General features: G+C 62.9%; 16 protein-coding genes. 13 read left to right on the forward strand and 3 right to left on the reverse strand.

Translation table 11 applies throughout. The annotated features are described in order from the left end of the window. Positions 1–36 precede the first annotated feature (36 nt). A complete protein-coding gene (locus tag DLM86_RS17205) occupies positions 37–1,377 on the forward strand; it encodes a peptidase U32 family protein (protein ID WP_110841277.1) in 1,341 nt (446 codons plus the stop codon). Positions 1,378–1,830: 453 nt separating this feature from the next. On the opposite strand, the gene DLM86_RS17210 is transcribed toward DLM86_RS17205, so the two are convergent. Continuing rightward, positions 1,831–2,298, reverse strand: coding sequence for a hypothetical protein (locus DLM86_RS17210; protein WP_110841278.1), 468 nt, complete (start codon positions 2,296–2,298; stop codon positions 1,831–1,833). 247 nt (positions 2,299–2,545) lie between these two features. Between DLM86_RS17210 and DLM86_RS17215 the strand changes: the two genes are divergently transcribed. Both DLM86_RS17215 and DLM86_RS17220 read left to right on the forward strand, forming a co-directional pair. Next, positions 2,546–4,324, forward strand: a complete 1,779-nt coding sequence (locus DLM86_RS17215) for a peptidoglycan D,D-transpeptidase FtsI family protein (protein WP_245954675.1) — start codon at positions 2,546–2,548, stop codon at positions 4,322–4,324. A 206-nt stretch (positions 4,325–4,530) separates the two neighbouring features. Further along, positions 4,531–5,364 carry a YheC/YheD family protein gene (locus tag DLM86_RS17220; RefSeq protein WP_342773093.1) on the forward strand — a complete coding sequence of 278 codons (834 nt, stop codon included), beginning with the start codon at positions 4,531–4,533 and terminating at the stop codon, positions 5,362–5,364. A 77-nt stretch (positions 5,365–5,441) separates the two neighbouring features. Here the strand turns inward: DLM86_RS17220 and DLM86_RS17225 are convergent, their stop codons facing one another. Further along, positions 5,442–6,497, reverse strand: coding sequence for a YheC/YheD family endospore coat-associated protein (locus tag DLM86_RS17225; RefSeq protein WP_110841280.1), 1,056 nt, complete (start codon positions 6,495–6,497; stop codon positions 5,442–5,444). A gap of 154 nt (positions 6,498–6,651) precedes the next feature. Here DLM86_RS17225 and DLM86_RS17230 point away from each other — a divergent pair, with 154 nt between their 5' ends. The 3 genes from DLM86_RS17230 to DLM86_RS17240 all read left to right on the forward strand — a co-directional run bounded on the left by DLM86_RS17230 (position 6,652) and on the right by DLM86_RS17240 (position 9,240). Beyond that, positions 6,652–7,218: a superoxide dismutase family protein gene (locus DLM86_RS17230; protein WP_110841281.1), complete on the forward strand. Its 567-nt coding sequence runs from the start codon at positions 6,652–6,654 to the stop codon at positions 7,216–7,218. Between the two features lie 141 nt (positions 7,219–7,359). Next, positions 7,360–8,670 carry a Gfo/Idh/MocA family protein gene (locus tag DLM86_RS17235; protein WP_110841282.1) on the forward strand — a complete coding sequence of 437 codons (1,311 nt, stop codon included), beginning with the start codon at positions 7,360–7,362 and terminating at the stop codon, positions 8,668–8,670. Positions 8,671–8,841: 171 nt separating this feature from the next. Further along, positions 8,842–9,240: a c-type cytochrome gene (locus DLM86_RS17240; RefSeq protein WP_110841283.1), complete on the forward strand. Its 399-nt coding sequence runs from the start codon at positions 8,842–8,844 to the stop codon at positions 9,238–9,240. 182 nt (positions 9,241–9,422) lie between these two features. Here the strand turns inward: DLM86_RS17240 and DLM86_RS17245 are convergent, their stop codons facing one another. Continuing rightward, positions 9,423–12,326, reverse strand: coding sequence for a family 78 glycoside hydrolase catalytic domain (locus tag DLM86_RS17245; RefSeq protein ID WP_110841284.1), 2,904 nt, complete (start codon positions 12,324–12,326; stop codon positions 9,423–9,425). 120 nt (positions 12,327–12,446) lie between these two features. On the opposite strand from DLM86_RS17245, the gene DLM86_RS17250 reads away from it, so the two are divergent. The 7 genes from DLM86_RS17250 (at position 12,447) to DLM86_RS17280 (ending at position 26,397) form a co-directional block, all read left to right on the forward strand. After that, a complete protein-coding gene (locus tag DLM86_RS17250) occupies positions 12,447–13,349 on the forward strand; it encodes an AraC family transcriptional regulator (protein ID WP_110841285.1) in 903 nt (300 codons plus the stop codon). A gap of 68 nt (positions 13,350–13,417) precedes the next feature. Then, positions 13,418–15,730 carry a helix-turn-helix domain-containing protein gene (locus DLM86_RS17255; protein WP_158289526.1) on the forward strand — a complete coding sequence of 771 codons (2,313 nt, stop codon included), beginning with the start codon at positions 13,418–13,420 and terminating at the stop codon, positions 15,728–15,730. Between the two features lie 259 nt (positions 15,731–15,989). Then, a complete protein-coding gene (locus tag DLM86_RS17260) occupies positions 15,990–16,919 on the forward strand; it encodes an ABC transporter permease (protein WP_110841381.1) in 930 nt (309 codons plus the stop codon). Positions 16,920–16,930: 11 nt separating this feature from the next. Next, positions 16,931–17,815 carry a carbohydrate ABC transporter permease gene (locus tag DLM86_RS17265; protein WP_110841287.1) on the forward strand — a complete coding sequence of 295 codons (885 nt, stop codon included), beginning with the start codon at positions 16,931–16,933 and terminating at the stop codon, positions 17,813–17,815. Positions 17,816–17,884: 69 nt separating this feature from the next. Continuing rightward, a complete protein-coding gene (locus DLM86_RS17270; RefSeq protein ID WP_110841288.1) occupies positions 17,885–19,477 on the forward strand; it encodes an extracellular solute-binding protein in 1,593 nt (530 codons plus the stop codon). A gap of 114 nt (positions 19,478–19,591) precedes the next feature. After that, the gene (locus tag DLM86_RS17275) at positions 19,592–21,313 is read left to right on the forward strand and encodes a hypothetical protein (protein ID WP_110841289.1); all 1,722 of its coding nucleotides are present in this window, start codon (positions 19,592–19,594) and stop codon (positions 21,311–21,313) included. Next, positions 21,310–26,397, forward strand: coding sequence for a CBM96 family carbohydrate-binding protein (locus DLM86_RS17280; RefSeq protein WP_110841290.1), 5,088 nt, complete (start codon positions 21,310–21,312; stop codon positions 26,395–26,397). Before DLM86_RS17275 ends, DLM86_RS17280 begins: the two co-directional genes overlap by 4 nt. Positions 26,398–26,521 lie beyond the last annotated feature (124 nt).

A 26,521-nucleotide genomic window follows, 5' to 3' on the forward strand; every position in this document is an offset into this window, starting at 1 on the left:
GAGAATGGAACCGGCTTATAGAGAGGTGGAATCAACATGACGAAACGGGTGGAGCACGCCGTCCCGACGAAGCTGAAGACCGGCCAGAAGCCCGAGCTGCTCGCGCCGGGAGGAAGCTTGGAGAAGCTGAAGTTCGCGATCCATTACGGGGCGGACGCGGTCTATATCGGCGGGCAAAAATACGGGCTGCGCTCGAATGCGGACAATTTCACGTTCGAGGAAATGCGCGAGGCGGTCGAATTCGCCGACCGGTACGGGGCGAAGGTATTCGTCGCGGCCAACATTTATGCGCACAACGAAGATATCGATGGCATCGCGGATTACTTGCGCAGCTTGCAGGAGGCGGGCATCGCGGCGATCATCGTCGCCGATCCGGCCATTATCGAGACGTGCAAGCGGGTCGCGCCGAAGCTGGAAATCCATTTGAGCACGCAGCAGTCGACGGTCAACTGGCAGGCGGTGCAGTTTTGGAAGGAAGAGGGCGTCCATCGGGTCGTCCTGGCGCGCGAAGCGACGATGGAGGAAATTCACGAGATCAAGCGCAACGTCGACATCGAGATCGAGACGTTCGTCCACGGCGCGATGTGCAGCTCGTACTCGGGCCGCTGCGTGCTGTCGAACCATTTCACCGACCGCGATTCGAACCGCGGCGGCTGCTGCCAATCGTGCCGCTGGAAGTACGATCTGTTCGAGGACGGCGACGTCGAAATCGAGCAGCTCGTCTCCGAGGAGGAGGCCGAGGCCGACGGCACGGTGCGGCGGTTCAAGGAAGGCATGAAGGGCGTGCCGCTGTTCCCGGGCGACGACCCGTTTATGATGAGCGCCAAAGATTTATGCATGATCGAGCACATTCCGGAGATGATCCGCTCCGGCGTCGAAAGCTTCAAAATCGAAGGCCGGATGAAAAGCATCCATTACGTGGCGACGGTCGTGAACGCGTACCGCCAGGCGATCGACGCGTATTACGAGGACCCGGACAACTACGAGCTGAAGGAAGAATGGCTGCAGGAAATTTACAAGGCGGCGAACCGTCCGCTCAACACCGGCTTTTTCTTCGACGCGCCGGGTCCCGAGGACCATATCTTCGGTCCCGAGGACAAGCGGATCGATTACGATTTCGCCGGGCTCGTCGTCAGCTACGACGAGGCGACGGGAATCGCGACGGTGCAGCAGCGCAACCATTTCAAGCCGGGCCAGGACGTCGAGTTTTTCGGCCCGGGCGGGACGTTTTTCAAGCAGCGGGTCGGCGAGCTGACCGACGAGGAAGGAAACGCGCTCGACGCCGCACGGCATCCGCTGCAGCTCGTCCGGTTCAAGGTCGACCGTCCGGTCAAGCCGATGGACATGATGCGCAAGCAGGTCGGGAAGAAGAAGTAAGGCGAACGAAGCGAAGGGGAGACGAGGCGTCTCTCCTTTTTCTTGTTGTTGTTTGCGTGGGAGTGGGTACGCCGTTCGATTCGTACGACGAGGACGGCGCCGGAGTCCGCTCCGTGCCCCGTAGCGCTCTCCGCTTCGGTCTTTGTTGGATTTCATCCAATGGATTGGACGATTTGGCGCGAATGGGGAGCCGCCATTGGAAATGATCCAACAGAATCGCATCCGTATGCGTTCGATAGGACGTTTTTCCGGCATATCGGTTGGATAAAATCCAACGGCAGGTCGGGCTTGGCTTCTTCCCGAGGCTCCGCTATTGGATGAAATCCAATGAACGGGAGAGATAGACGGACAAGTTAGGTTGCCCGGCCTGCGATCCGGCGGGGTGGGTTCGAGTCGCGGACCATCGGCAAAAAAGAGCGGACCGACTTCAGTCCGCTCTCGATCTATTTTCGTTTATAGAGCAAGCACGCGCTTGATCAATTTAATGTCCACATCCTGCTCGATCATCTGCTTTCGCAGCTCGACTAAAGGAGACTGCAACTCGCTGGCACTGGCTGTTTGCTCTTCGACATAGCCCAGCTTCTTTTTGACGTCGGCGATATCCCGCTGCACGAAAGCGAGCTTCGTCTCCAACGTATCGAAGCGGCTGTTCATTTCCCCTTTCATCGATTGCATGTCGGTTTGAAGCGCGACGATGTCGCCCTTCATCGAGGATATGTCGCCTTTCATGGCCACCATGTCGTCTTTCATCGCTTGCATGTCGCCTTTGAGCGACTGCACGTCGTCTTTCATCGCTTGCATGTCGCCTTTGAGCGACTGCACGTCGTCTTTCATCGCTTGCATATCGCCTTTGAGCGACTGCACATCGTCTTTCATCGACTTCACTTCGGACAAAATTAACTTAAGCAGCTGTTCGCTCACGGGAACCCCCCTTGTCGAATCGAGGAACTTGCGGTGACGGATTCGCTAGGTTTCGTGCGGCGAACGCCGCACCCTCTTTTCTAAATACTACCATATTCGTCCGTATTCTCGCCATATGATTTCGAAGATTCGAAGGTTGATAGACTCGCGTCATGATCGCCGGCGGACGTTTGTTTGTACCCTCCCTTCCTTGTCGATACTGGTACGTAATGAATAGAATTCGACATTGCAAAGAGGGATGGTCGTCATGCGGCAGCGCAGAATATGGTTCGGCTTGCTCGCGATCACGCTGCTGATCGCCGTGTTGCTGGGCAGGCTCGCTTGGATTCAAGTGATCGATACCGGCAGCTTCACGCGCCGGAATATCGATCTCGTCGGCAATTCCGTCGCCCAACGGGAGTTCGGTATCGAGCTCGACAGCGGCAGGGGGCAGTTCGTCGACCGGAACGGCAAGCCGATAACCGGACAGACGGTTCGGGCGCTCGTCGTCTTTCCGGTGAAGCGGCCGGAGGACGAATTCGAGGCGGCGCTGCATCAAATCGGCACGATCCTCCAGGCGGACGAGACGAAGTGGACCGAATTTTACCGCAACGCCTCGGTGCCGAAAATGTGGTCCGAGCCCGGCACGGGCTTGCCGATCGCTCTGACGGACAAGCAAGCGGAACGAATCGCCGCGCTCGACGTCCCCGGCGTCGAGGTAATGAACACGGTGCGGCGATATCCCGCGGATGCGGCGGCGAAGCATCTGATCGGCTTTATCGGCGAAAACCCGCAGCGGATCGAGACGCTGTTTGCCAAACAGCTCATGAACGGAAGCTTGACGCTCGCGAGCCGGATCGGCGTCTCCGGACTCGAGAAAACGATGGAGCCGTACTTGCGGGGCGTCGGCAAAACGTCGGTCAGCCTGTTCACCGACGGCGCCCACCGTCCGCTCGCCGGACTCGACGTCCGGCTCGTCAGTCCGAATAATCCGTATTACCCGCTTACGATCGGCACGACGCTCGATCTGGACGTACAGAGGAACGTCGAGGCGATTTTGGAGCGCACGGGTATCGCGTCGGGGGCGGCCGTCGTCCTCGATGCGGCCAACGCCGACGTCGTGGCGATGGCGAGCCGGCCCGACTTCGATCCGAACCGGATCGATTTCGAGGACGGCCATTGGGGCAACAAGGCGCTGAAGGCGGTTACGCCCGGCTCGATCTTCAAGACGGTCGTCGTCGCGGCCGCGCTTGAGGAGGGCGTCGTCCGGCCGGGGGAAACGTTCGAGTGCAACGGGGCGTTCGGCAAATACGGGCTCCGCTGCTGGCTCCACGGCGGCCACGGCACGATTACGTTCGAAGAGGCGTACGCCGAGTCGTGCAACGTCGTCTTCGCCAAAGTGATGCAGCGAATCAGCGGGGCGAAGCTGCAGGAGGTGGCGCAGCGGCTCGGTCTGGAGCGGCAGATCGGCTGGACGGACGACAGGCCGGGCGACGGCGCTTGGCACCAATTCGACGGCGAGGAGCGGGGGCAGGTGTTCGCGGGGAAGACGCCGACCGAGGACGAAGGCGTACGCGTGCAGACGTCGATCGGCCAGCGAGACGCCCTCGTTACCCCGCTCCAGGCGGCCAATCTCGTCGTGACGCTGCTGCACGGCGGAGAACCGCTCCGCCCGCGCATCGTGCAGGACGTCCGTTTTCGGAACGGCACCGTCGCGCATACGTTTTCCGGACAGAAGCTGACCGGTTCTTCGCCGAACGTCGAGCCGCGCATCGCGAAGACGATCGCCGGCTGGATGCGGGAGGTCGTCCTGTCCGGAACGGGTGAATCGCTGCAGAAGGCGAAATGGCGGCTCGCCGGAAAATCCGGTACGGCGGAGACGATCGTTGACGGCAAAGCGGCCGTCCACCAATGGTTTATCGGCTACGGCCCGGTAGACAAGCCCCGATACGCGGTAGCGGTCGTCGCCCAGAACGAGCCGGAAAACGGGGCGAACCGGGCGATCGCGGCCTTTCGCGACATTATGGATGCGCTGGCGAACCGATGAGTCGGGCGGTTGACCGGGGGCAAACAAACAGGAAGACCCCTCGGGGGGCGCATACGATATAGCGATATCCGTACCGGCAACGCTCAAGACACCCGGCAAAACGATTGCGGCACGCATTCGGATACGCTCGGCTTCCGCTAACGAAGGCTTCGGCGACCTTGAAAGACGGGAGGGCATCGCCAGGAACTGGTAGAGGAGGGGTTTTCATGGAAGGAATGCTGCAAGAGGAGGGAATGGACGTAACCGTACCCGTAGCTCCGACGGAGCCGGAATCGGCTGCCGCCGCCGTCGTCGAATACGACCCTGCGGCGACAGCGGCGGCGTCCGAAACCGTGCAAGCTCCGGCATTGGGAGGATGGACGGCGAAAGCGAGAATATCGAGGAGACAAATCGCCAGCAAATGGGTGAAAACCGCGGTGCTGATGCAGGATGCGACGGTCGCCCAGCATATTCCCGAAACGCGCTTTTACTCGCCGGCGAATTTGGCCGCCATGCTCGACCGATACGAGCGGGTCGTCATGAAGCCGGTAGTGGGTACGGGGGGCTCCGGCGTCATCATGATCATCCGTACCGGCGGTTCGTCGTACACCGTCCGCCACCGGCGCCGGATACGCCGGTGCCGAAGCTTCCGGTCGATGCTGGCGGCCGTGCGCGCGATCAAGCGCAGACGCCGGTACCTCGTCCAGCGGGGCATCAGCTTGGCTACGATCGGGGGCAGGCCGATCGATTACCGGGTGAAAGTCGTCAGACAAAATCGAAGATGGGTGACCCGCGCCATGGTCGGCCGGCTGGCCAATCCGGGCATGTTCGTCACCAACTTGTGCCGGGGCGGCACGATGCTGTCGTCGGCCGAAGGCATTCGCCGGTCGTTGTCCCCTTCGCTCGTCCGCAGCAAAAAAAGCGAAATGCGCAACGTGACCCGAATCAGCACGGAGCTGATGGAACGGCATTTTCCCGGAATCGGCCAGCTCGGCTTCGACTACGGCTTTGACCGGTCCGGCAAGCTGTGGATTTTCGAGGTGAACACGAGACCGCATTGACCGCTATGATCGGATCCGCCGTTATTCTAAAAAAAGCACACGAAAACCCGCCCGAACATGGGGCGGGTTTTCGTGTCCTACGGACCGCGATTCGCCAGCAGGCGGGCGTAATGGAACGGCAGCAGAAAGCAGCGACGGGCCGCATCGTCCCCGTAGACGTGCCGGATGACCGATTTGCCCGGCTTGACGTTCGCTTCGAGCAGCCACAGTCGCCCCGACCGATCGACGGCGAAGTCGAGCCCGAGCTCGGCCAACCGTTTGCCGTACGCTTTCTCCAAATGAACCGGGAGGTGCTCGGACAGCTCGCCGATGCTGCGCATCATGTCGTCCGACCGTTCCCGCTCGAACAGCCGGCGCAAGTACGGCTCCGCCGCGAGGGCGCTCCCTCCGCTCTTCATGTTCGACGTGATGCTGTTCGCCGGTCCTTCGCGAACGGCGACGCCGGTCGTCTCCCAGCGGCCGTCGCCGTTTTTTTGGACGAGCGCGCGAATGTCGAACACGCGTCCTTCGTCGTTGCGGATGTCGATCCATCGCTGGATCAAATACCGGTTTCGGCCGACCGCGCGCCGCAGCACCGCCTCGATGGCCGTCTGCGTCCCCGACACGTCCTTGCGACCGTTCCGCTGCAGCGTACAGCCCGCGTCCCCGCAGCTCAGCCTCATGATGCCCTGACCGCCTTTGCCGTTGATCGGCTTGATCATGATCGCGCCGTGTTCGCGGGCGAAGGCAAGCGCATCCGCCGCCGATTCCATCGGTTTCGTCGGGAGCAGGTGCGGGCGAAGGAGAGGGGAAGCGAGCAGCCGGCGCTGGATCGTCCATTTGTTCCCCATGCCGTAGCCGGTAAACCGGATCGCCTCGAGGTTTTTGATGCGTTTCGCTTGGCGGACGGTCGCGGCGTCCGTATAATAGCCGATGTCCATGGCGACGGACGGGTAGCCGCACGACGATTTCGCCCAGCCGGAACCGCTCGTCCGCAAATATCCTTCGATCCGCTTCCGCTTGATGCTTACGCCGGCCGGGGCGAAGAGGACGACGCCCGAGAAGCCGGCCGACAGGGCGGCTTGCGCATGGCGGGCGAACCGTTCGGGATTGCCGATCCGGTGCGTCATGATGCCGAGCAGGTCATCTTTCATCGGTCGTTCCCCCTAGGATCGAATCGCTTGCTTACCAGCATATGCCGGCTTCCGCGGGGAGGCGCCTGTTTAAGCGGCCCGCGGATCGTGAACAATGGAATAACGGGAAGCGGGAGCGGCCGCGGGTGCGATTCAGACAAGGAGGAATACGAGTATGGAACGACGACGGCGCAATAACGGACTGCTCGCGCTCGGGCTGATGCTGAGCGTCGCGGTCGGTTGCGAGGAAGGACGGTCGTCCGTCAATACCGCGGCTGCGTCCGAACGGCTGGAGACGGTCGTCCGCACGCCCGTCCTGAATGCGGAAGGCAAGACGATCGGCACCGCCGAGCTCACGCAGGAACGTGGCGGCGTCCGGGTCCGGGTGGAAGCGAGCGGGCTCTCGCCCGGTGCGCACGGCTTCCACATCCACGAAACCGGCAGGTGCGACGCGCCGGATTTCAAGACGGCGGGAGCCCACTTGAACCCCGAAGGGAAAAAGCACGGTCTGCATAACCCGCAAGGGCCGCATGCCGGGGACATGCCGAATTTGCAGGTCGGTTCCGACGGGAAAGGGAAGGCCGATTGGGTCGCTCCCGGCGTCACGCTGGCCATAGGGAAGCCGAACTCGCTGCTCAAGGAAGGCGGGACGGCGATCGTCATCCACGAGCAAGCCGACGACGACCGAACGGATCCGGCCGGCAACGCCGGAGCCCGCATCGCGTGCGGCGTCATACGGTGATCATCCGGCAGCGGGGAGCTTCCGTTCCCCGCTGCTTGTCATTATGTTGTCTATATATTCCTTGACCGCACCGATGCGGTCTTTTTTCTGTTACACTGACGGTGGAGAAAACGCTATCATTCAGGGCAGGGGGAGTACCCAATGACGGACGCATCGCAAACGCAACCCAATCGGGCGGAAGGACCGGTCACCGCCATCATCGTCGGGGCGGGTCACCGGGCGATATTGTACGCGACGTACGCCGAGAAGCATCCGGACGAGCTGCGCATCGTCGGCGTCGTCGACCCGGATCCGGTCCGGCGCAGACGGACAGCCGAACGGTTCGGCCTTCCGGAGGACGCGGAGTACGGGGATACGGAGGAGCTCGTCCGGCGCGGCGGCAAAATCGCCGATGCGGCGATCAACGGCACGATGGACGCCATGCACGTGCCGACGACGCTGCCGCTGCTGGCGGCGGGCTACGACGTGCTGCTGGAGAAGCCGATCGGCGTCTCGCGGGAGGAGGTGCTCGAGCTGCTCGAGCACGCGCGCCGGTACGGGCGCAAAGTGATGATTTGCCATGTGCTGCGCTACGCGCCGTTCTACGCGGAAATCCGCAAGCGGGTGGCGGCCGGAGAAATCGGCGACATCCTCAGCGTGCAGACGGCCGAGAACGTCAGCTACCACCATATGGCGATGGGATTCGTGCGGGGCAAATGGAACAGCAAGGAGAAGGGCGGATCGTCGATGCTCATGGCGAAATGCTGCCACGATCTCGACTTGCTGACATGGATGAAGGGCGGTGCCGCGCCGGTAACGGTCGCGAGCTTCGGAGGACGAACGTATTTCCGGGAGGAACGCGCACCCGAAGGGGCGGGCGAACGGTGCCTCGCCTGTGCGATCGAGCCGACGTGCGACTACTCGGCCAAGAAGCATTATTTGGAGCAGCGGCTGTGGTCGTCGTATTTGTGGCCGCATTCCCATCTGGGCGTCGTGCCGTCGGAGGAAGAGAAGATCGAGTCGCTGCTGACCGACAACCCGTACGGGCGATGCGTCTGGAAATGCGACAACGACGTCGTCGACCATCAGACGGTCGCGGTCCGGTTCGAGGACGGTTCCACCGCTTCGCACAATATGACGGGCGGCACGTCGAAGCCGTGCCGTTCGATCCATCTGATCGGGACGAAGGGAGAAATTCAGGGCGTGATGGAGGACGGCTTTTTCGTCGTCCGTCATCCGGATCCGCGTGCCGGACACGAATACCGCGAGGAGCGCGTCGAGCTGAACGTATCGAACGACATGCACGGCGGAGGCGATTTGCGCCTCGTGGAAGATTTCGTGCGGACGCTGCGCGGGGAAGCGCCTTCCCTTTCGTCGACCGCGCTGGAAGGCTCGATCTACGGGCACCTGATCGGCTTCGCGGCGGACGAGTCGATGGAGAGCGGGCGGACCGTCGGACTCGACAAGCTGTAGCGGGCTCGTGTGCCCCCAAAAAAAATTCGCAGCGGGATCGAACCTTTTTTCGCATGCGTCCGTTCCTTTACAGTGACGGTTTCGTCCAGGCACCGGGACGCCGCTCCGCCGCACACGCCGCGGAAAGGCCGACTCTGTCAAGCCGTCCATTTCTGCGAAGGGGTGTTGATTATGCGAAAGAGTTGGCGATACGCCGCCATAGCGGCGGTCGCGGCCGCATCGCTCGCTTTGTCGGCGTGCGGGGATCAAAAAGAAAGCGGCGGCGCGGAAAAACCGACGACAACGGCTCCGAGCGGGGGAACGGCGCAAAGCTCGACGCCTCCGGCATCGTCCGCCGCGACGCCCAACGCCGAGGCGCTCGTGAAAGCGAACTGCATTTCGTGTCACGGGGACACGCTGGACGGCAAAGGCAGCGAGAAGAAAAACTTGACGAAAGTCGGCTCGAGACTGAGCAAGGAGCAGATCGTCACGCAAATTACGAACGGCGGCGGCGGAATGGGCGCGTTCAAAGACAAGCTCAAGGCCGACGAGATCGAGGCGATCGCCGTCTGGCTGGCGGCCAAAAAGTAACCGGCCGGCCGCAAGGTCCGGAATCGGCGCATGCCGATTTCGACGCGCAAGCGTACCGCTCTCATCCGTTATCGCGGCAAACGAAAGGACCGGAGGAACGACTCCGGTCCTTTCGCCCGTTCGGGGGCGCGAAGCTTGCCGCCATTCGGTTGTGCGCCTCATTTCCGGGGAAATAGCGCCGACTACCCCACCGTCACCCGCTCCACATCGGCGGTGACGCCGGCCGGAGGCTGCACGGACACGTCCACGCCGGCGGGGGACGCAACGCGGATATGCATCGTCCCGGCCGCCCGGTCAATTCGCCACGCGACGTCGATGCGGCCGCCCCCGGGATGCGGGACGGCGCCGCGCGCCCAGTCGAGGTCCGCGACCTGCGGCTCGACGATCACCTTCGACCAGCCGGGATCGAGCCCGCGAACCCCGAGCGTATAAGCGCCGAGAAAGTAGCCGGGCCCCGCAGACCAGGCGTGGCAATGGCTGCGCGTCAAGTAATCGTTGCGGCTGCGGCTGCGGCTCGGGTACATTTCCCAGCACGCCGTAGCGTCGTGGTCGATCATTTGCCCGTAGTTCCGCCGCATGTCGTCCAGCATGTCGCCGAACCGGCCGAGCTTGGCGAGCGCCTCGTAATGGAAAAACGACATGAACGGACTGCCGATTTGCACGAAATCCGCAGGCGGCGATTCCAGGAGCTGGCGCACCCGGTCCAGCCGTTCTCCGTCCGCGATGTCGCACAAGTACGCGACGACCTGGGTCTGCATGCTGAATATCGACGATACGCGGCCGTCGGCGTGAATGCAGTCGACGTACGCGCGCCGCTCCTCCGACCAGAGCCCCGCATTGATCGCCGCCCGCAGCCGCTCGGCCCGGCCGCGGTACGTCGCGGCCGTCTCGTCGTCGACGCCGTCCGCCAATTCGGCCGCGGCGCGGAGCGCCTTGACGAGGAACATGTTCTGGTGCGTCACGACGCCGTCGTTCGGCTGGTCGATCGGCGCCCAGTCGAGCAGGTTCCAGCCCTGCATGTAGAAAAGGCCGCGGTCGTCCAGCCGTTCCCAGTAATGATCGAGCGTGTATTTGACGTGCGGCCAGATCGAATCGGCGAACGACCGGTCGCCGTTGAACCGGTACAGCTCGAGGCAGGCGATCGCCCAGAAAAACGTCCAGTTCGGAATGACGCTGCTCCAGCCGCTCGGCACCTGGTCCGCATAGAAGGGCGATTGAAACTTCGAGCCGGGCACGAGCCGCAGACAGCGGCTGACGATCGAATCGTCGCCGAACACGTAATAGCCGACGAGCGCTTCGTTGCGGGCGTCGCCGACCCAGAACGTCTGCTCGAACGCCGGACAGTCGACGAACGTATCCTCCATGCACAGCCGGGTCGTATGGCCGCTCATGTGCCAGATGTCGTTCAATAGCGGATCGGAGCATTGGAACCGGCCGATCTCCGCGACCGGAAAATTGCTTTGCAGCATCGTGACGGAATGGATCCGCAGCGGCTCGACCGCGCCCCGGACGGTCATCATCAAGTAGCGGAGCCCGCGGCGGACCGGCGACACGTATCGCTGCCGCCCTTCGCGGCAGACGTACCGCATCGTGTTGTCCAGCCCGAACGTTTCCTGCCGCCAGCCGTCCCGCATATATTCGAAGCCGTACAAGTCGATGACGGTCCCCGCCGACGCCGCGACCTCGAACGCCAAGTAGCCCGACAGCTCGCGGCCGAAGTCGAGGACGAGCTCGGTATCGGCGTGCGGAAACGAAGGGACGGCGGCCGCCTCCGCGTTGGCGACGACGGCGGTCTGCAGCGCGCGGGGGACGGGCAGCTCCGCGGCGGCCGGCGTCCAGACGCATGCGCTGAAGACGTCGTCGCGGCTCACGTACCGTTCGTCCACCGGCTTCACCCAGCCGCCGAACCGGTCCAGATCGGCGGCGAAGGCAATCTCCTTCGCCCGGACGTAGTCCGGATGCGCCCGGTTGAGCGCGCGCCGCGGCCGATGGTCCACGATGACGCCGCTGTCGAACGGTCCGATCGCGACGAACGGGGAAGCGGACTCGCCCGCCTCCGGCTTCCCCTCGAGCGGGGACACGACTTCGAACGGCTCGGCGCAATCGAGCGCGAAATGGTAGCCGTGCCCGTGGCTGACGCCGGTGACGTCCATCACGAGCAGGTTGTCGCCTTCGCGCAGCTCCGCCTCCAAAAAATGCTGCGGCCGCTCCCCCGCAAACGCATCCGCCCCGTACCACGTCCCGTTGACGGAGCACGGCCCGAACACGCGCCCGTCGTCCACGATGCCGATCGTTGCCCGGCAGCGCTTGGAAGCGCGTACCGTCACGGCCAAATAACCGCAAAACATCGCGTTGTTGGCATGGTCCGCGCTGTCCGGCACGAATAGATTGCGCAGGTCGATCACGACGCCCCACGAGCGCGGCACGACGGTCCGGACGCTTTCGACGCGCACCGGGTAAACCGGCTCCTCGGTCAAGTAAGGGATGTCCCGCTCGACGAGCCGGGTCCACGGCTCGATGCCGGCCGGTCCGATAACCGTTGCGGGCGCCCAATCGTCCGCGAAACCCGGCATCGTCCAGCCGTCGTCCCACGAACGGGCGTCGATCGTTTCGGTGAAGGCGTGCTGGCACGACATGCGCGGAGAGCGCCGGTCGTAGCCCGCGTGGACGGCGGTCGTCCACGTCGCGTCCGTAGCCGCGGCGATGTCGCGCCGTCCGTCGGCGTTCGTCCCGAGCGCAAGCTCGGCGATCAAGCCGCCGCGTCCCCGCAAATAATAAAAAGTCGAAACGCCGAAATGCATGACGAGCACGGCGATCGTATTGTCGGCGCCGGGAACGAGCAGGTGGCCGACGTCGTATTCGTCGTAGGCGAGCTCGAACGGCCACGACCGGACCGGCCCCCGGCCGACCTGCGTCCCGTTGACATACAAGACGTACCGCGAATCCGCCGTCAGACGCAGGCGCGCCTCGTCCGGCTTCCTTCCGGTCATCCGAAACGTTTTGCGAAAACACCGCCATTCGTTGCGGGGGCTCGGCTCCCCGTCCCCCCAAATCCAGCTTGCGTTCCAGTCCCGGTCGCCCGGCATGCGCATCCCGCCTTTACATCCGTTTTGTTCTATATTAGAGTAAGGGCAGCCGGGTCGAGGTGGACGTTTCGGACATAATAGGTTATCGATCCGGACATTCGTACAAGCGAGGCGGGAAGCGTGAGACGATTTGTGGACACGACGAGCGAGCGGCTTTTTTTGTCGCCGGAGCGGCCGATCTTCGTCAATCGGGTATCGGAGTCGTTCGAGCTGGCCGAGCATACCCATGAATTCGTGGAAATCAACTACGTGAGCGAAGGGAACGGCTATCAGCATATAAGCGGGCAGACGGTGCCCGTGGAGAAGGGCGATTTGTTCTACCTCCCGATCGGCGTCTCCCATGTGTTTCGCCCGGCATCCCGGACGCCGAGCCGCAGCCGGCTGATCGTCTACAACTGCTTGTTCAACGCCTCGTTCGCACGAATGCTCGGCTCCTCGTTCCCGCTTCGGGACGAAATGACGCGCTTTCTGCTGTCCCCTTATCCGGAGCAGCCTTGGTACCATTGGAAGGACAGGGAAGGACGGTTTCAGGCGATGTTCGAGACGCTCCACGAGGAGTTCGCGCGGAAGCAGGCCGATTATTTGCTCCTGATGCAGGCGGAGGTCGTCCGGATGCTCGTCCTGATGCGGAGGCGGCTCCTTCCCGTCCCGTGCTCGGAGGAGCCGGTCCGGCCGGACGATCCGTTCGAAGGGGCGCTCGCGGACGTTCGCGGGCGGGCGGCCGAGCCGCTGCGCGTATCGGAGCTGGCCGCGTCGGCCGGACTGAGCGAGCGGCAGTTTCGGCGCCGGTTTCGCGAGCGGACGGGCATGGGCTTCACGGAATTCGTCCAGAAGGCGCGCATCGAGCGGAGCTGCGAGCTGCTGCGGACGACGGACGGGAAGGTGGAGGCGATCGCGCGAACGGTCGGCTACGAGGACGTCAAATTTTTCAACAGGCTGTTCAAGGGGAGGACCGGCTTGACGCCGGGCCAATATCGCCGGAAATCGCGGGAGGCGGGACCGTCCGCCGAACATTCGTCTTGACGGGGGGTCCGCGGACACATACGATGAAAGCGGGATCGCAGACGATCAAGCCAGTTAAGGAGCATGCCATGAAATCGAAATTGTCCAGCAAAGCCGTCGTCACGTACGGCCTCGTCTTTTTCGTCATGATAACGCTTACCGTATGGCTCTCTTACGTCGGCTCCACCGGCCGCCTGCAGTCGGAGCTGAACTATACGAACGTCGAGCTGCTGAAGCAGATCGACCAAAAAATCGAAATGATGCTGCGCGAAATCGACAAAGACGTGCTGAAGCTGACGGAGGAGCTGGAGTTCGTCTACTTCATGCACGACAGCTATTCGGACAACGCGCACAAATACAGCAACTTTTACGGCCTGACGAGCAAAATCAAATCGGTCATGAGCGCCAACCCCCATATCTCGTCGCTGTATCTATATTCCGGGGCGAGCGGGAACGTATTGACCGATAAAGCGTTTTCCGTCGCGAAGGACTTCCCCGACCAGCAGTGGATTGGGGAGTTCGAGCGAATGGAAGGGTTTACGAAATGGCTGAGCACCCGCAGCATTCAGGACGAGAAGATCGACAAAAACGTCGTCACGCTCGTCCGGTCGTATCCTCCCGTCAGCTCGCCCGGCTTCCGCAAAGGGGTCGTGGCGGTCAACATCGACGAAAACCTGCTGCACGACATGATCAAGGACGTCTATGTGGAGCGGCTCGGCCACACGTTCCTGATCGACGCCGAGGCGAACGTCGTCTCCCACGACGACAAGAAACGGCTGTTCCAAAACTTGCGGGACGAGCCGCCGGTCGCCGCGATATTGGCCAAGCCGGGCAACGGATATATCCATGGCAAATGGAACGGAGAGGACAGCTCCGTTTTTTACGTCACGTCCGCGTATACGGGGTGGAAAATCGTCAGTGTCGTGCCCGAAGCGAAAATGACGAAGCCGCTGACCGTCACGCGCAATTTGCTGCTTGCCGTCGCGGTGGCGATGTTCGTCGTCGCGGTCGCCCTCGTCTTCTTCGTCAGCAACCGGACGTTCCGTCCGCTCGAGCGGCTCATCGGCCGGGTGGCCGGCTCCGACAAGCTGCAGGCCGGGACCGACAAGCGCCAGGGCGGCTTGACGTACCTCGAAGCCGCGTTCGAGCGGATGATTTCCGACCGCGAGCATATGCAGCAGCAAATCCGCGACACGAAGCCGGCGATGAAATGGCGCCTCGTCATGGACATGCTGACCGGCTACCGGGCCGAATACGCGAAAATCCGCCATCACCTCGATTTCGCCGGCATCCAGCTTCATCCGAGCCATTACATCGTCTTCAGCGCCGAGCTGGCCTGGAAGGACGGGGAGGCCGCCCCGCAGGACATTCATCTGTACACGTACGTGCTGTGCAACGTGGCCGAAGAGCTGATCAACATGGAGAACAAAGGGGTCGCGATCGAAACCGGCGACGGCCGGGCGGCGATCGTCATGAGCTTCGCCGAGGGCGACGCCGAGCAAAACCAGCTGCGGGCGCTCGCGGCCGCCGATTTGATCCGGGACGTCATGCGCAGCCAGTTTCGCCGCGGCGTCACGATCGGCGTCGGGCGATGCTGCGCGGACTTGAAGGATATCCCGAAATCGTACGAGGAATCGCTGCGCGCGCTCCAGTACCGGATGGTCATGGGCAACGAGTCGGTCATCTCGATCGACGATTTGCAGCTGCTTGACGACAAGAAGTACGTGCGCGTCGCACTCATGTCCGATCAGGTGGCGGAAGCGCTCAAGCAGGCCGACGCGGCGAAACGGGACGCGCTGCTCGAGAAGCTGTTCCTGGAAGCGGTGCGCAGCCAGTTTTCGCCGGAGATGCTCCGGCAGCTCGGCTTCGAGCTTGTCATGAAATCGATCAAGACGGCGGGCGACATCGGCGTCGACGTCGAGCAAATCTCCGTTCCGATCGGCGACATCCACGACAGGCTCAGCCAATGCGAGGAATGGCGGGAGGCGCACGGGTACGTCGCCTCGTTCCTCGCGCTGCTGTCGGACAAAATCGCCGAGAAGCGCAGCGCGCGTGGCAAAAACGAAACGGTCGGCAAGGTGATGGCCTATATCAACGACCATTACGGCGAAAGCGATCTGTCCCTGAACCGGCTGGCCGACCTGTTCGGCCTGAGCGTCCCGTACTTGAGCAAGCTGTTCAAGGAGCATACGGAGAGCAACTTCATGGATTACTTGATCGACATCCGGATCAAGGCGTCGAAGGAGCTTCTCGCCGACGGCTCGCGCAAAGTGAACGACGTGGCCGAGGCGGTCGGCTACTCGAACATTCACAGCTTTTTGCGGGCGTTCAAAAAGTATACCGGCATGACGCCGACGGAGTACCGGGAGACGCTGGCCCCGGACCGGAACGTCGTGTCTTGACGAACGAGCGTGCAGCCCGATCCCGTGCGGATTGCGGCTGCTTTTTTCGTCCCGCGGATTAATAATTTCACATCGGATTAAAAAATGACAACGCCCCGATATGAAGAAATGCAACCCTCTTTAACATCTTTCACTTTCCCGGCCGCCGGGCGGAAGGTACGATGAGATCGGTCATAGCGCCAGCAAACACGACAGGAAGGGGAGGAAGCTTTTGGCCGGAACGGACGCGGCAACGACCGGGAACTTGAAACAACCAGCCATGTCCGCCAAACGTTCGTTTTGGAAAGGCGTGCGCAGGGATCTCATCCGGGACAAATGGCTGTACCTCATGCTCGTCCCGGTCGTCGGCTTTTACGCGATATTCAAATATTGGCCGATGGCCGGCGAAGTGATCGCATTCAAGGATTACCGTCTGATCGACGGCATATGGGGGAGCAAATGGGTCGGGCTGAAGCATTTCCGGCTGCTGTTCGCCAGCACGGACTTCTGGATCGTGCTGCGCAACACGCTGCTGCTGAACGTGTACAACCTGCTCCTCGGCTTCCCGGTGCCGATCGCGCTCGCCCTGCTGCTGAACGAGGTGCGCAAGGAGTGGTACAAGCGGACGGTGCAAAACTTGCTGTACATCCCGCACTTCATCTCATGGGTCGTGCTGGGCGGCATCGTCATCGCCATGCTGTCCCCGAGCACCGGCATCGTAGGCTACGTGCTCGAGCGCGTATTCGGGATCGAGCCGATCTATTTCATGGCGAGCCCGTTTTGGTGGCCGATCATGTATACGCTCTCGGCGATATGGCGGGACGCCGGTTGGGGGACGATTTTGTACTTGGCGGCGATGGCGACGATCGACACGCAGCTGTACGAGGCGGCCCGCATCGACGGCGCCGGCAAGCTGCGGCAAATTTGGCACGTGACGCTGCCCGGCATCCGCAGCACGATCGCCATCCTGCTTATTTTGCGGATGGGCCACATGATGGACGTCGGCTTGGAGCAGACGCTCATCCTGCAAAACGACGCGGTGCTCGGCGTGGCGGACGTCATCAGCACGTACGTATACCGGGTCGGCATCCAGAACGCGAATTTCAGCTATACGTCCGCCCTCGGCTTGTTCCAGTCGGTCATCGGCCTGATTCTCGTCGTATCGGTCAACCGGCTGATCAAGTCGTTCGGCGAAAAAGGACTGTGGTGAGGAGGGAGAGCATGTCCAAAGCTTCCGTCGGCGGCCGGATCGCCATCGGCGCGAACTACGTCTTTTTGGGAGCGCTGTCCCTGCTGACGCTGTTCCCGTTCTGGTACGAGGTCGTCGCTTCGTTCAGCAGCAGCCGGGCGATATCGGCGGGGGAAGTGTCCTTGTGGCCGATTGAGTTCAACGTGGAGGCGTACAAAAGGCTGATCGAGGACGGGCAAATTTTCAAGGCGGCGCAAAACACGATACTCGTCACGGCCGTCGGCACCGTTCTGAACATGGTCATGACGATTATGGCCGCCTATCCGCTGTCGAAGCGGAGGCTGCGCGGCCGGACGCCGCTCACGCTGTTCATTACGTTTACGATGCTGTTCGCGGCGGGCATCATCCCGAATTTCATCCTGATCAAGCAGCTCGGGCTCATGAATTCGTATTGGGCGCTCTGGCTGCCGGGGCTGATCGGGACGTACAACATGTTCGTCATGAAGACGTTTTTCGAAGGGCTTCCGGAGGAGATCGAGGAGTCGGCTTCGATCGACGGCGCGAACGATATCTCGATTTTGCTGAAGATCGTCATGCCGTTGTCCAAGCCGATCCTGGCGGCGCTGTCGCTGTTTTACGCCGTCGGGTGGTGGAACGTCTACTTCAACGTCCTGCTCTACATTACGAAAAGCACGAAGCAGACGTTGACCGTCAAGCTGTATTACATGATCAAGCAGTTCGATCCGAAGCTGATCAGCACCGTAGGCGGGAGCGAAGGGGTGACCCAGGTCACGCTGACGCCCGAGGCGGTGCAGGCGGCCGCCATCGTCATCGCGGTTACGCCGATCTTGTGCGTCTATCCGTTTTTGCAGCGGCATTTCGTCAAAGGCGTCCTGATCGGCTCGGTCAAAGGGTGAACCACGGTCCGCCCGCACCGGGGTGGAGCATGAAAATGAAGAAACGAGAAAAAAGGGGAGGAAACGGGAATGAATCCATCACAACGCAAACGGACGGCGCTCGTCGCGCTGTCGGTCACGGTATCGATGCTGGCGGCGGCATGCGGGGACGACGGAGTCGGCGGCGACCAAGCCGCTTCGGACGGCGGGGGCAAGACGAACGAAGCCGCCATGGCGAAAGAGATCAGCATCTCGATGTTCGACCGGGGGCAGGTGGCCGCCGAGGAAGGGACGTACGAGAACAACCGGTGGACGAAATGGATCAACGAGAACGCGCCGGTCAAGGTGAAAATCGTGCCGGTGCCGCGCAATCAGGCGCAGCAGCAGCTTAATACGCTGATCGCGTCCGGGGAAGCGCCCGAGCTGATCTGGGAATACGACCGGACGTTCATCTCCAAGCTCGCCGCCCAAGGCGCCATCCAGCCGATCGACAAGTACGTCGAGAAATACAGCACGAGCTACAAAAAGTATTTGCAGGAAAACCCGGAGCTGAAGCCGTTTTTGTCGATCGACGGGAAGCTGTACGCGATCGCGAGCAAGCGCAGCGTCGATACGATCGCGAACCACGCGATGTGGATCCGGCAAGATTGGCTCGACAAGCTGAACCTGAAGACGCCGACGACGACCGACGAGCTGCTCGACGTCGCCCGCAAGTTCAGGGACGGCGATCCGGACGGCAACGGGAAAGCCGATACGTACGGCATCGCCTTCAACGGCAACGGCAACGGCATCCTGCGCACACTGTTCCTGTCCCAGGAAAACCAATGGTACGTGGAGGACGGCAAAATGCAGTTCGGCCGTCTGCTGGACCGGTTCCGCGACTCGCTCGAATTCCAGAAGAAGCTGTTCGACGAAGGCTTGATCGACAAGGAATATATTACCGACACGAACTTCCAGCGGGAAAACCAGCTCATGACGACCGGCAAGGCGGGCATCATTCTCGCCAGCTGGGACATCTCGACCGTTTACGCCGATCTGAAGAAAAACGTGCCAACCGCCAACCTCGTCCCGCTCGAGCCCGTCGCGTCGAAGCACGGGAAAAGCGGGCTGTACCAGGAGACGGCTCCGTTCATCTATGTCGCCTTCAACAGCAAGATGAAGGAGGAGCAGGCGGCCGCGGCCGTCAAATATTTGGACTGGATGATCGACAAAGGCTGGTTCACGCTCAAGAACGGCTTGGAAAACGTGCACCACAAGTCGGTCGGCGGCGTCCCCCAACGGATCGACGAAGCGGTGTTCCGCAAAGAGGTCAGCTATGCGAACGAATACGCCGTCGTCAACCAATGGAATCCGAAGGCGGAATGGTTTCCGGTCATGGCGGCGCAAGATGCGGCGGCGCAGGAATACGCGAAGAAGAAGTCCGACTCGCTTTCGGTCGCGATGAAGAATAAATACCGCAGAGACATTCCGTATTCGCCGGACTTGCCGGAGTTGAGCCAGCTCGTCGCCACGTTCGACCCGATCGCGAAGCAGATCGAAGCGAAGGTCATCACCGGCGGCGGCGCCATGTCCCCGCAGCAAGGGATCGAGGAGCTGCGCAAGGAGTGGAAGCGGCTCGGCGGCGACAACGTGGAGAAGCTCGTGCAGGAGTGGTATGACAAAAACAAAAGCAATTTGAAATAACGGCCGCCGGTCGGCCCGAAGAAACGACGGGACGGGACATTTCGCAACAGGCTGCTCCAAACGGGCTAGGGCGCGGAATGTCCCTTTCTTTGCCCAAAGCGAGGAGGATACGACATGCGGACGAATGGGAAATGGACTACGGAATGGGTGAAGGCGTTGTCGGCCTGGCACCCTCAATACGACGAGGAAGCGCGCCTGCTGCGCAAGCCGTTCAGCAGCCCCGGCTACCATACGACGCTGAAGGGAGGGCTCGTCCATCCGACGCGGGAATCGCTCGTGTACGCCGTCGCGCTGCTGGACAGCGGGGAGGAGGAGCACCGGAGCCGTGCGTTCGATATCATCGACCGCGTCGTGTCGCTGCAGGACACGGATCGCTCGTCTCCGACGTTCGGCATCTGGTCGTGGTTTTACGAGGAGCCGCTCGCGATGATGTCGCCGCCGGACTGGAACTGGGCCGACTTTTGCGGGAAGCAGCTGCTGCTGGCCGCGATCCGTCACGGCGGCGCCTTTCCGCCGGAGCTGCTCGAGCGGACGGAACGGGCGGTCCTCAACAGCTGCGACGCGATCATCAAGCGGGACGTCGGGCCGGACTATACGAACATCGCGATCATGGGCGCGTTCGTCACCTTGATCGCGGGCGAGCGGTTCGGGGAGGCGCGCTGCCGGGAGTACGGGCTGGAGCGTCTGGCGAAGTTTTATCGGCATACGAAGGAGCAGGGAACGTTTACCGAGTACAACAGCCCGACCTATACGATCGTCGCCATCGAGGAGCTGTCGAGCATCGCGACCGAAACCCGGCTCGAAGACGCGAAGGTGATGGTCGCCGAGCTGCTCGACACGGCTTGGGAGATGGTCGCATACCATTTCCATCCGGTGCTGAAGCAATGGTCGGGGCCGCACAGCCGCGCGTACCGGACGATGCTGAACGCGGGCACGCTCACCTTTCTCCAGATGGCGTGCGGCGGGAACATTCGGCTGCTGCCGGACGAACGGCTCGAGTTCGGCCTTACGTGGTACGGCAACGACATCCGGTGCCCGGACAAGTATGTGCCGTACTTCCTCGAAGCCGGAGAACGCGAGCGGGCCGGGACGATCGCGAAGCCGAAGGACGGCGCCCCGCCCCGAACGGCCACCATGTATATGAACGGCGCGTTCTCGCTCGGGACGTTCGGCTCGGAGATCATGTGGAACCAACGGCGCAACTTGCTCGCCTACGTCGCGAACGGAGACGGGTGCGCTTACGTCCATCTGCGCGTGCTGCGCGACGGGTACGACTTGTCGTCGGCCGTATTCGCCGGCGTTCAGCGGCGGGGGGACGTCTTGTACGCAATCCGCTTCGCGACGGACGGCGGCGGCACCCATCCGAATCTCGACCCGGTGAACGGCGTCGTCCGGGCGTCGGACTTGCGCATTCGGCTCGAAATCGGCGGCAGCCGAGAAGGACTCTCGATCGACCGCCGCGAAGGGGCCGTCGACATCCGGTTTCCCGGCGTCCGGATGAGGCTCGTCCCGCTGCACGGCACGCTTGGCGGCGCGACGGCGTTCGATTGGGACGTCGCCGACGGAGAGGATACGACCGGCGTCGACCTTGTTCTATACGCCGGCGAGCCCCGCGAGTTCGACTTCCGCTCCATCCCCGACGCCTGCTTCGTCTTCGCCTTGTCGATCTCGGAGAGCGACATCGCGTCGACGGCTTCGATCAACCCGACGGCGGACGAAGTCGAATGCCGGCTTGTGCCGGAGAAGGGAGGTGACATCCGGCTGACCGTATCGACAAAACCGGACACCATCGCCGAGCTGCATGCGAACGTAAAAACAGGGAGGAATGATCCATGAAATTCGACATTCGAAGCGCGGCCTTGGCTGCGGCGCTGGCGATTGGCGCGCTGGCCTCGTTCGGCGGCGCCCCGGCTCTCGCCGCCGAGACCGCCCCGCCCCCGCCGGTATCGGCGGAGGTTGACGTTCAAACGGTGCGGCTGGCGCCTGCGGACGACACGTTCGTCCGGGGCGGCTCGTTCGCCGCGGACGTTTACGGAAGCGGTTCCACGCTGACCGTCAAGACGTCGAGCCCCGATTTGACGAGAGAAACGTATATGAAATTCGATTTGCGGCACGTGTCGGGTACGATCCGATCGGCGAAGCTGTTCGTGTACGGCTCGGTGACGGAAGCGGCGGGCTCGATCGACGTGCAGGTTCACGAAGTGGCGGACGACCGATGGTCGGAAAGCGGGATGTCGTGGAACGACAAGCCCGCCGTCGGCACCGTCGTCGGCTCGGTCTATTTCTCCAATTCCGCTCAATGGCGCGAGACGGACGTCTCGGCGTACGCGGCGGCCGAATTCGCGCGCGACCGGATCGTCAGCGTGGCGATGCGGCAGGTGCGCAATCCGGGACTGGCGGTCTCGATCAACAGCAAGGAAAACGCCGCCAATCGGCCTTATCTGGAAGTGACGTATACGCCGATCGACGATACCCGGCCGCCGGTATGGCCGGCCGGCAGCGCCGCGACCGTCGGCCGTTCGGCGGCCGGGGAACCGGTGCTCCGCTGGACGCCGGCGGCGGACGATCAGGCCGTGACGGATTACCGGATCATCCGCAACGGCGCGCCGGTCGCGACCGTGACGGGCAGCACGTACGAATACGGGCTGGGCGGCTTGACCGACGGCGCGGTATACCGGTTCGCCGTCGAAGCCGGCGACCCGGCCGGCAATTGGACGACCGGAGGGCCGTCCGTCGATTATGCGGCACCGACCGTCATCGGCTTGTCCCCGTCGGACGACGCCTACGTCAACGCCGGCGGTTCGGCGGGCAGCAACTACGGCGCGGACCCGCTTCTTCGCGTCAAGCATATGGACAACGATCCGAACTTGACCCGCGAATCGTTTCTCCGGTTCGATCTGAGCTCATTCGCGGGCGAGCTGGGCAGCGCCAAGCTGCGGCTGTACGGAGCCGTCAACGACGGCACCGGCAGCGCGGTCGACGTTCAGTTTTACGGCATCGACGGCGACGGCTGGAGCGAGAAGGACGTGACGTGGAATACGAGGCCGAGCCGAGACCATTTCCTGGCGAACGTCCCGATGAACAAAACGTACCGCTGGGTCGACATCGACGTCACCGCATTCGTGAGGAAGCAGCTGGCGACGGACCGTGCCGCGGGGTTCGCCATCGCCGAGAGCGCCCCCACGGGCCTCGTCGTCACGTTCAACAGCAAGGAGAACGCGGCCAACCGCCCCGTCCTCGTGCTGTCTTCGGAGCGGGCCGTCGAATCCGCGCCGTCGTGGCCGTCCGGCGGCGAGCTGTCCGTTTCGCACATGGACGAGACGGAGCTCACGCTGAATTGGTCGGCGGCGGTGCATCCGTCGGGCGTAACGGGCTACCGGGTGTACCGGAACGGGGCGCTTGTCGCCGAGCTGGGCGGCGGGACGACCTCGTATACGGCTTCGGGACTGACCGCCGGCGAGACGTATACGTTCAAGGTTGAAGCGGGGGGCGCGGCGAACGGCTGGAGTCAGGACGGACCGTACGTTACGGCGAAAGTGCCGGTGACGGAAATCGTCCAGACGGCCATCGGCAACGTGTTCTTGGAAACCGAGCCGATCCGGTTCGTCGTGAAGACGGCGAGGCCGTCCGTCCGTTGGAGCGTCACGGACGTCCACGGGACGCCGATTGCGTCGGGGACGAGCGTGCCGGCGAACGGGGAAGCCGTCGTCACCGTACCGGTTGCGAAACGGGGCTACTTCGATTTCCGTGTGGAGGCGGAGTCGGCAGGGGTTGACCCCGTCATATTGGAAACGTCGTTCGCCATCCTGTCCGAGTCCATTCCGGAAGCGGCCGAATCGCCGTTCGGCGTCGCCACCCACCTGCACCGGGCGTATGCGGGATGGACGGCCGAGCTGAGCAAGCTGATCCGCTACGCCGGCATCGATCTCGTCCGGGACGGCATGGAATGGTCGGCGACGGAGAAGACGAAGGGCCAATATTCGTTCGCGTCGCCGGACGTGTACATGGCACGGCTGAAGGCCGACGGTCGCAGCTTCCTGTTCGTCTCCGGCTTCAACAACCCGTACTACGACAACAACAGTACGCCGTACACCGACGAAGGGCGGCAAGGATTCGCCGACTACGTCAAAGCGTACATCGAGCATTACGGGGACGAGATCGACGCGGTCGAAGTGTACAACGAATTCAACATCGGATTCGGCGACCGGGGCAACGGTCCCGCCGATTCCCGGCCGGACTATTACTTCGCTTTGTTGAAAAAGACGTACGAAACGGTCAAGGCGAGCCGCCCCGACCTGCCCGTCGTCGGCATGGCGACGGCCGATGCGCCGCTCGGCTGGATCGAGGAGGTGCTCAAGCTCGGGGGGATGCAATATTTGGACGCGATATCCGTCCATCCGTACCGGTACCCGCTAACGCCGGAAGGACTCGCCGGCGTCATGGAAGGGCTCAATACGCTGATCCGCACGTATAACGGAGGCGAGCCGAAGCCGGTCTGGATATCGGAAATCGGCTGGCCGACCCATGTTGGCGGCAACGGCGTCGACGAGAAGACGCAGGCCGACTATTTGGTCCGCAGCTACGTCATCGCCCTCGCGAGCGGCACGGAGAAAGTCGTCTGGTACGATCTGATGAACGACGGCGTTCAGGCCGACTACAACGAGCACAACTTCGGCTTGATCCGCAACGCGCTTGACGCCAAGGGGGCGTACACGCCGAAGCCGGGTTACGTCTCTTATGCGGCGATGACCCGCGAGCTCGCGGGAGCGACCTTCGTTCGCAAGGAGACGGCCGAAGGCGGCATCCAAAGCTACCTGTTCGACAAGGACGGCGAACAAGTTCGCGTCGTCTGGTCGCTCGCGCCGACGTCCGCGGCGATTCGTACCGACGTTCCGGTCGCCATAACCGATATGATGGGGAATACGGAAACGTATGCGCCTTATCGCGGGTATGTGTACTGGACGCTTACGGGCGAGCCGATTTACGTGAAAGGGAACGTTTCGGGCGTCGGCAAGGACGGCACGTTCGCCGTCCGTGGCGGGCCGTCGGCCGCCGGCGAGCCGGTCGCGCTCGTCTTCGAGACGAACAACGCCGGGACCGAACCGATCGCGCTGACGCTGCGCGTGGAGGACCGGACGTACGAGGTGCAGGCCGCTCCCGGGCAGAACACGTCGCGGGAGCTGGTCATCGACAGCATGAGCGAGCCCGGCAGCCGATGGGTGACGGGGTACTTGGCCGACGGAGGCGTCAAGGTAGGCGCGTTCCGGTACAAGGTCGAGGCCGTGCAGCCGTTCGACGTAAGCGTCGCGCCCGTCTTCACCGGTGTGGAACCGATGGGCAAGGGCATCCGTTTGGAAGTCCGGAACCGTTCGGGGACGCGCGAGCTGATCGTCGACAAGGCGGAATGGAAGCTCGGGCCGTTGTCGGGTACCGAAAAGCTGGAAGCGGCCGTTCCGCCCGGCGGGAAACGGGCGTACATCATTCCGGCGGAAGGGCTCGCGACGGGCGAGACGTATGCGGCCGAAGCGACCGTCTCGTTTGCGGGCGGCGGCGTTTATACGTACCGGGGCAGCTTCGCCTACAATCCGGTTTACCCGAATGGCGACCCCGCGGGCGAAACGCCTGTGGTCGATCTGGCTCGCGGGACCGTCAAAATGACCGGCTACGGCGGCAGCGGCGACTTGAGCGGAACCGTCCGGTTGAGCTACGATGCGGACCGGTTTTACTTGACGGCCGACCTGCAGGACGATGTCCATTCGTTCGCCTCAAGCGGATCGGAAATATGGCGGAACGACAGCATCCAGTTCGCCCTTGCGTCGGGCGTTCCGGGTGGAAGCAAGGAATGGTACGAGTACGGCTTGTCGCAAACGACGGCCGGTCCGCTCGTCTACCGGTGGATGTCGCCGGCTGGCGTCGCATCCGGGCCCGTGACCGCAGGCACGCTGCAGGTGACCCGCGACGAGGAGCGGAAGCGGACGACGTATGCGCTCTCGCTCCCCTGGAGCGAGCTGGCTCCGATCGAGCCCGGCCGCGACGGCGTCTTCAGCTTCTCGCTCTTGGCGAACGACAACGACGGCAGCGGCCGGAAAGGGTACATCGAATGGGGCTCCGGCATCGGCGGCGCGAAAACGCCGGATTTGTTCCGCACGATGCAATGGATCGTCACCGACCGGACGCCGCCCGTCACGACGGCATCGGTCGAAGGCGTCCTCCGGGGCGGCTGGTACGCGAGCGACGTCACCGTCCGGTTGAGCGCGTCCGACGACCGCTCGACCGTCGCGGAGACGGTGTACAGCCGGGACGGCGGCGCGAGCTGGTCCGTCTACCGGGAGCCGCTATCGGTCGCGGAGGAGGGCGTGCATTCGATCGCGTTCCGTTCGTCCGACTCGGCGGGGAATACGGAGGAAGCCCGAACCGTCGGCTTCTCGATCGACACGACGCCACCGGTCGTCACGATACTCGGCGCGGGCGAGTACGACGTCGATCAGGTCGTCGAGGCGACCTGCATCGCCTCCGATACGGGGTCGGGCGTCGTCCGCCATTCCTGCTCCGAGCCGCTCCTTCGTCTGCCGGCCTACGAGCTGGAGCTCGGCGATCATGCGCTGACGGCGACGGCCGAGGATGCGGCGGGCAATGCGGGCGCGGCGACGGCGGTCGTGACGGTTCGCGTCACGACGGATGGCCTCGCCCGGCTGACGGAGCGGTCCGTCAGCGGCCCGGGCGCGAACGGCGTCGTCCATTCGCTGCTGCGGAAGCTGGAGCGCGGCCAATTCGAGGCGTTCCGGAACGAAGTGATGGCGCAGCGGGGCAAGAAGATCGAGGCGGATCGCGCGGACTTGCTTGCGGAGCTTGCCGACGCGCTGGCATCGAGGCCGCAAGGCAGCGTGCAAGCCGTGGCGACTGTCGACGCCGAACCGTGAATAGAGCAAGATATCCCCGGGTTTTGCGGCCCGGGGATCTTTTTTTCGCGAAATCCGAATGAAAACGGATACGAAATCTTGGAGGAGATCGGCGCCCGCATATCGAATATGTGCACCATCCGCC

This window comes from Paenibacillus flagellatus (assembly GCF_003217775.1).
GTDB lineage: Bacteria > Bacillota > Bacilli > Paenibacillales > NBRC-103111 > Paenibacillus_AB > Paenibacillus_AB flagellatus.

Coding starts and splice junctions, on each gene's coding strand:
- DLM86_RS17205 (WP_110841277.1), top strand. CDS start 37: ATGACGAAACGGGTGGAGCACGCCGTCCCGACGAAGCTGAAGACCGGC.
- DLM86_RS17215 (WP_245954675.1), top strand. CDS start 2,546: ATGCGGCAGCGCAGAATATGGTTCGGCTTGCTCGCGATCACGCTGCTG.
- DLM86_RS17220 (WP_342773093.1), top strand. CDS start 4,531: ATGGAAGGAATGCTGCAAGAGGAGGGAATGGACGTAACCGTACCCGTA.
- DLM86_RS17225 (WP_110841280.1), bottom strand. CDS start 6,497: ATGAAAGATGACCTGCTCGGCATCATGACGCACCGGATCGGCAATCCC.
- DLM86_RS17230 (WP_110841281.1), top strand. CDS start 6,652: ATGGAACGACGACGGCGCAATAACGGACTGCTCGCGCTCGGGCTGATG.
- DLM86_RS17235 (WP_110841282.1), top strand. CDS start 7,360: ATGACGGACGCATCGCAAACGCAACCCAATCGGGCGGAAGGACCGGTC.
- DLM86_RS17240 (WP_110841283.1), top strand. CDS start 8,842: ATGCGAAAGAGTTGGCGATACGCCGCCATAGCGGCGGTCGCGGCCGCA.
- DLM86_RS17245 (WP_110841284.1), bottom strand. CDS start 12,326: ATGCCGGGCGACCGGGACTGGAACGCAAGCTGGATTTGGGGGGACGGG.
- DLM86_RS17255 (WP_158289526.1), top strand. CDS start 13,418: ATGAAATCGAAATTGTCCAGCAAAGCCGTCGTCACGTACGGCCTCGTC.
- DLM86_RS17260 (WP_110841381.1), top strand. CDS start 15,990: ATGTCCGCCAAACGTTCGTTTTGGAAAGGCGTGCGCAGGGATCTCATC.
- DLM86_RS17265 (WP_110841287.1), top strand. CDS start 16,931: ATGTCCAAAGCTTCCGTCGGCGGCCGGATCGCCATCGGCGCGAACTAC.
- DLM86_RS17270 (WP_110841288.1), top strand. CDS start 17,885: ATGAATCCATCACAACGCAAACGGACGGCGCTCGTCGCGCTGTCGGTC.
- DLM86_RS17275 (WP_110841289.1), top strand. CDS start 19,592: ATGCGGACGAATGGGAAATGGACTACGGAATGGGTGAAGGCGTTGTCG.
- DLM86_RS17280 (WP_110841290.1), top strand. CDS start 21,310: ATGAAATTCGACATTCGAAGCGCGGCCTTGGCTGCGGCGCTGGCGATT.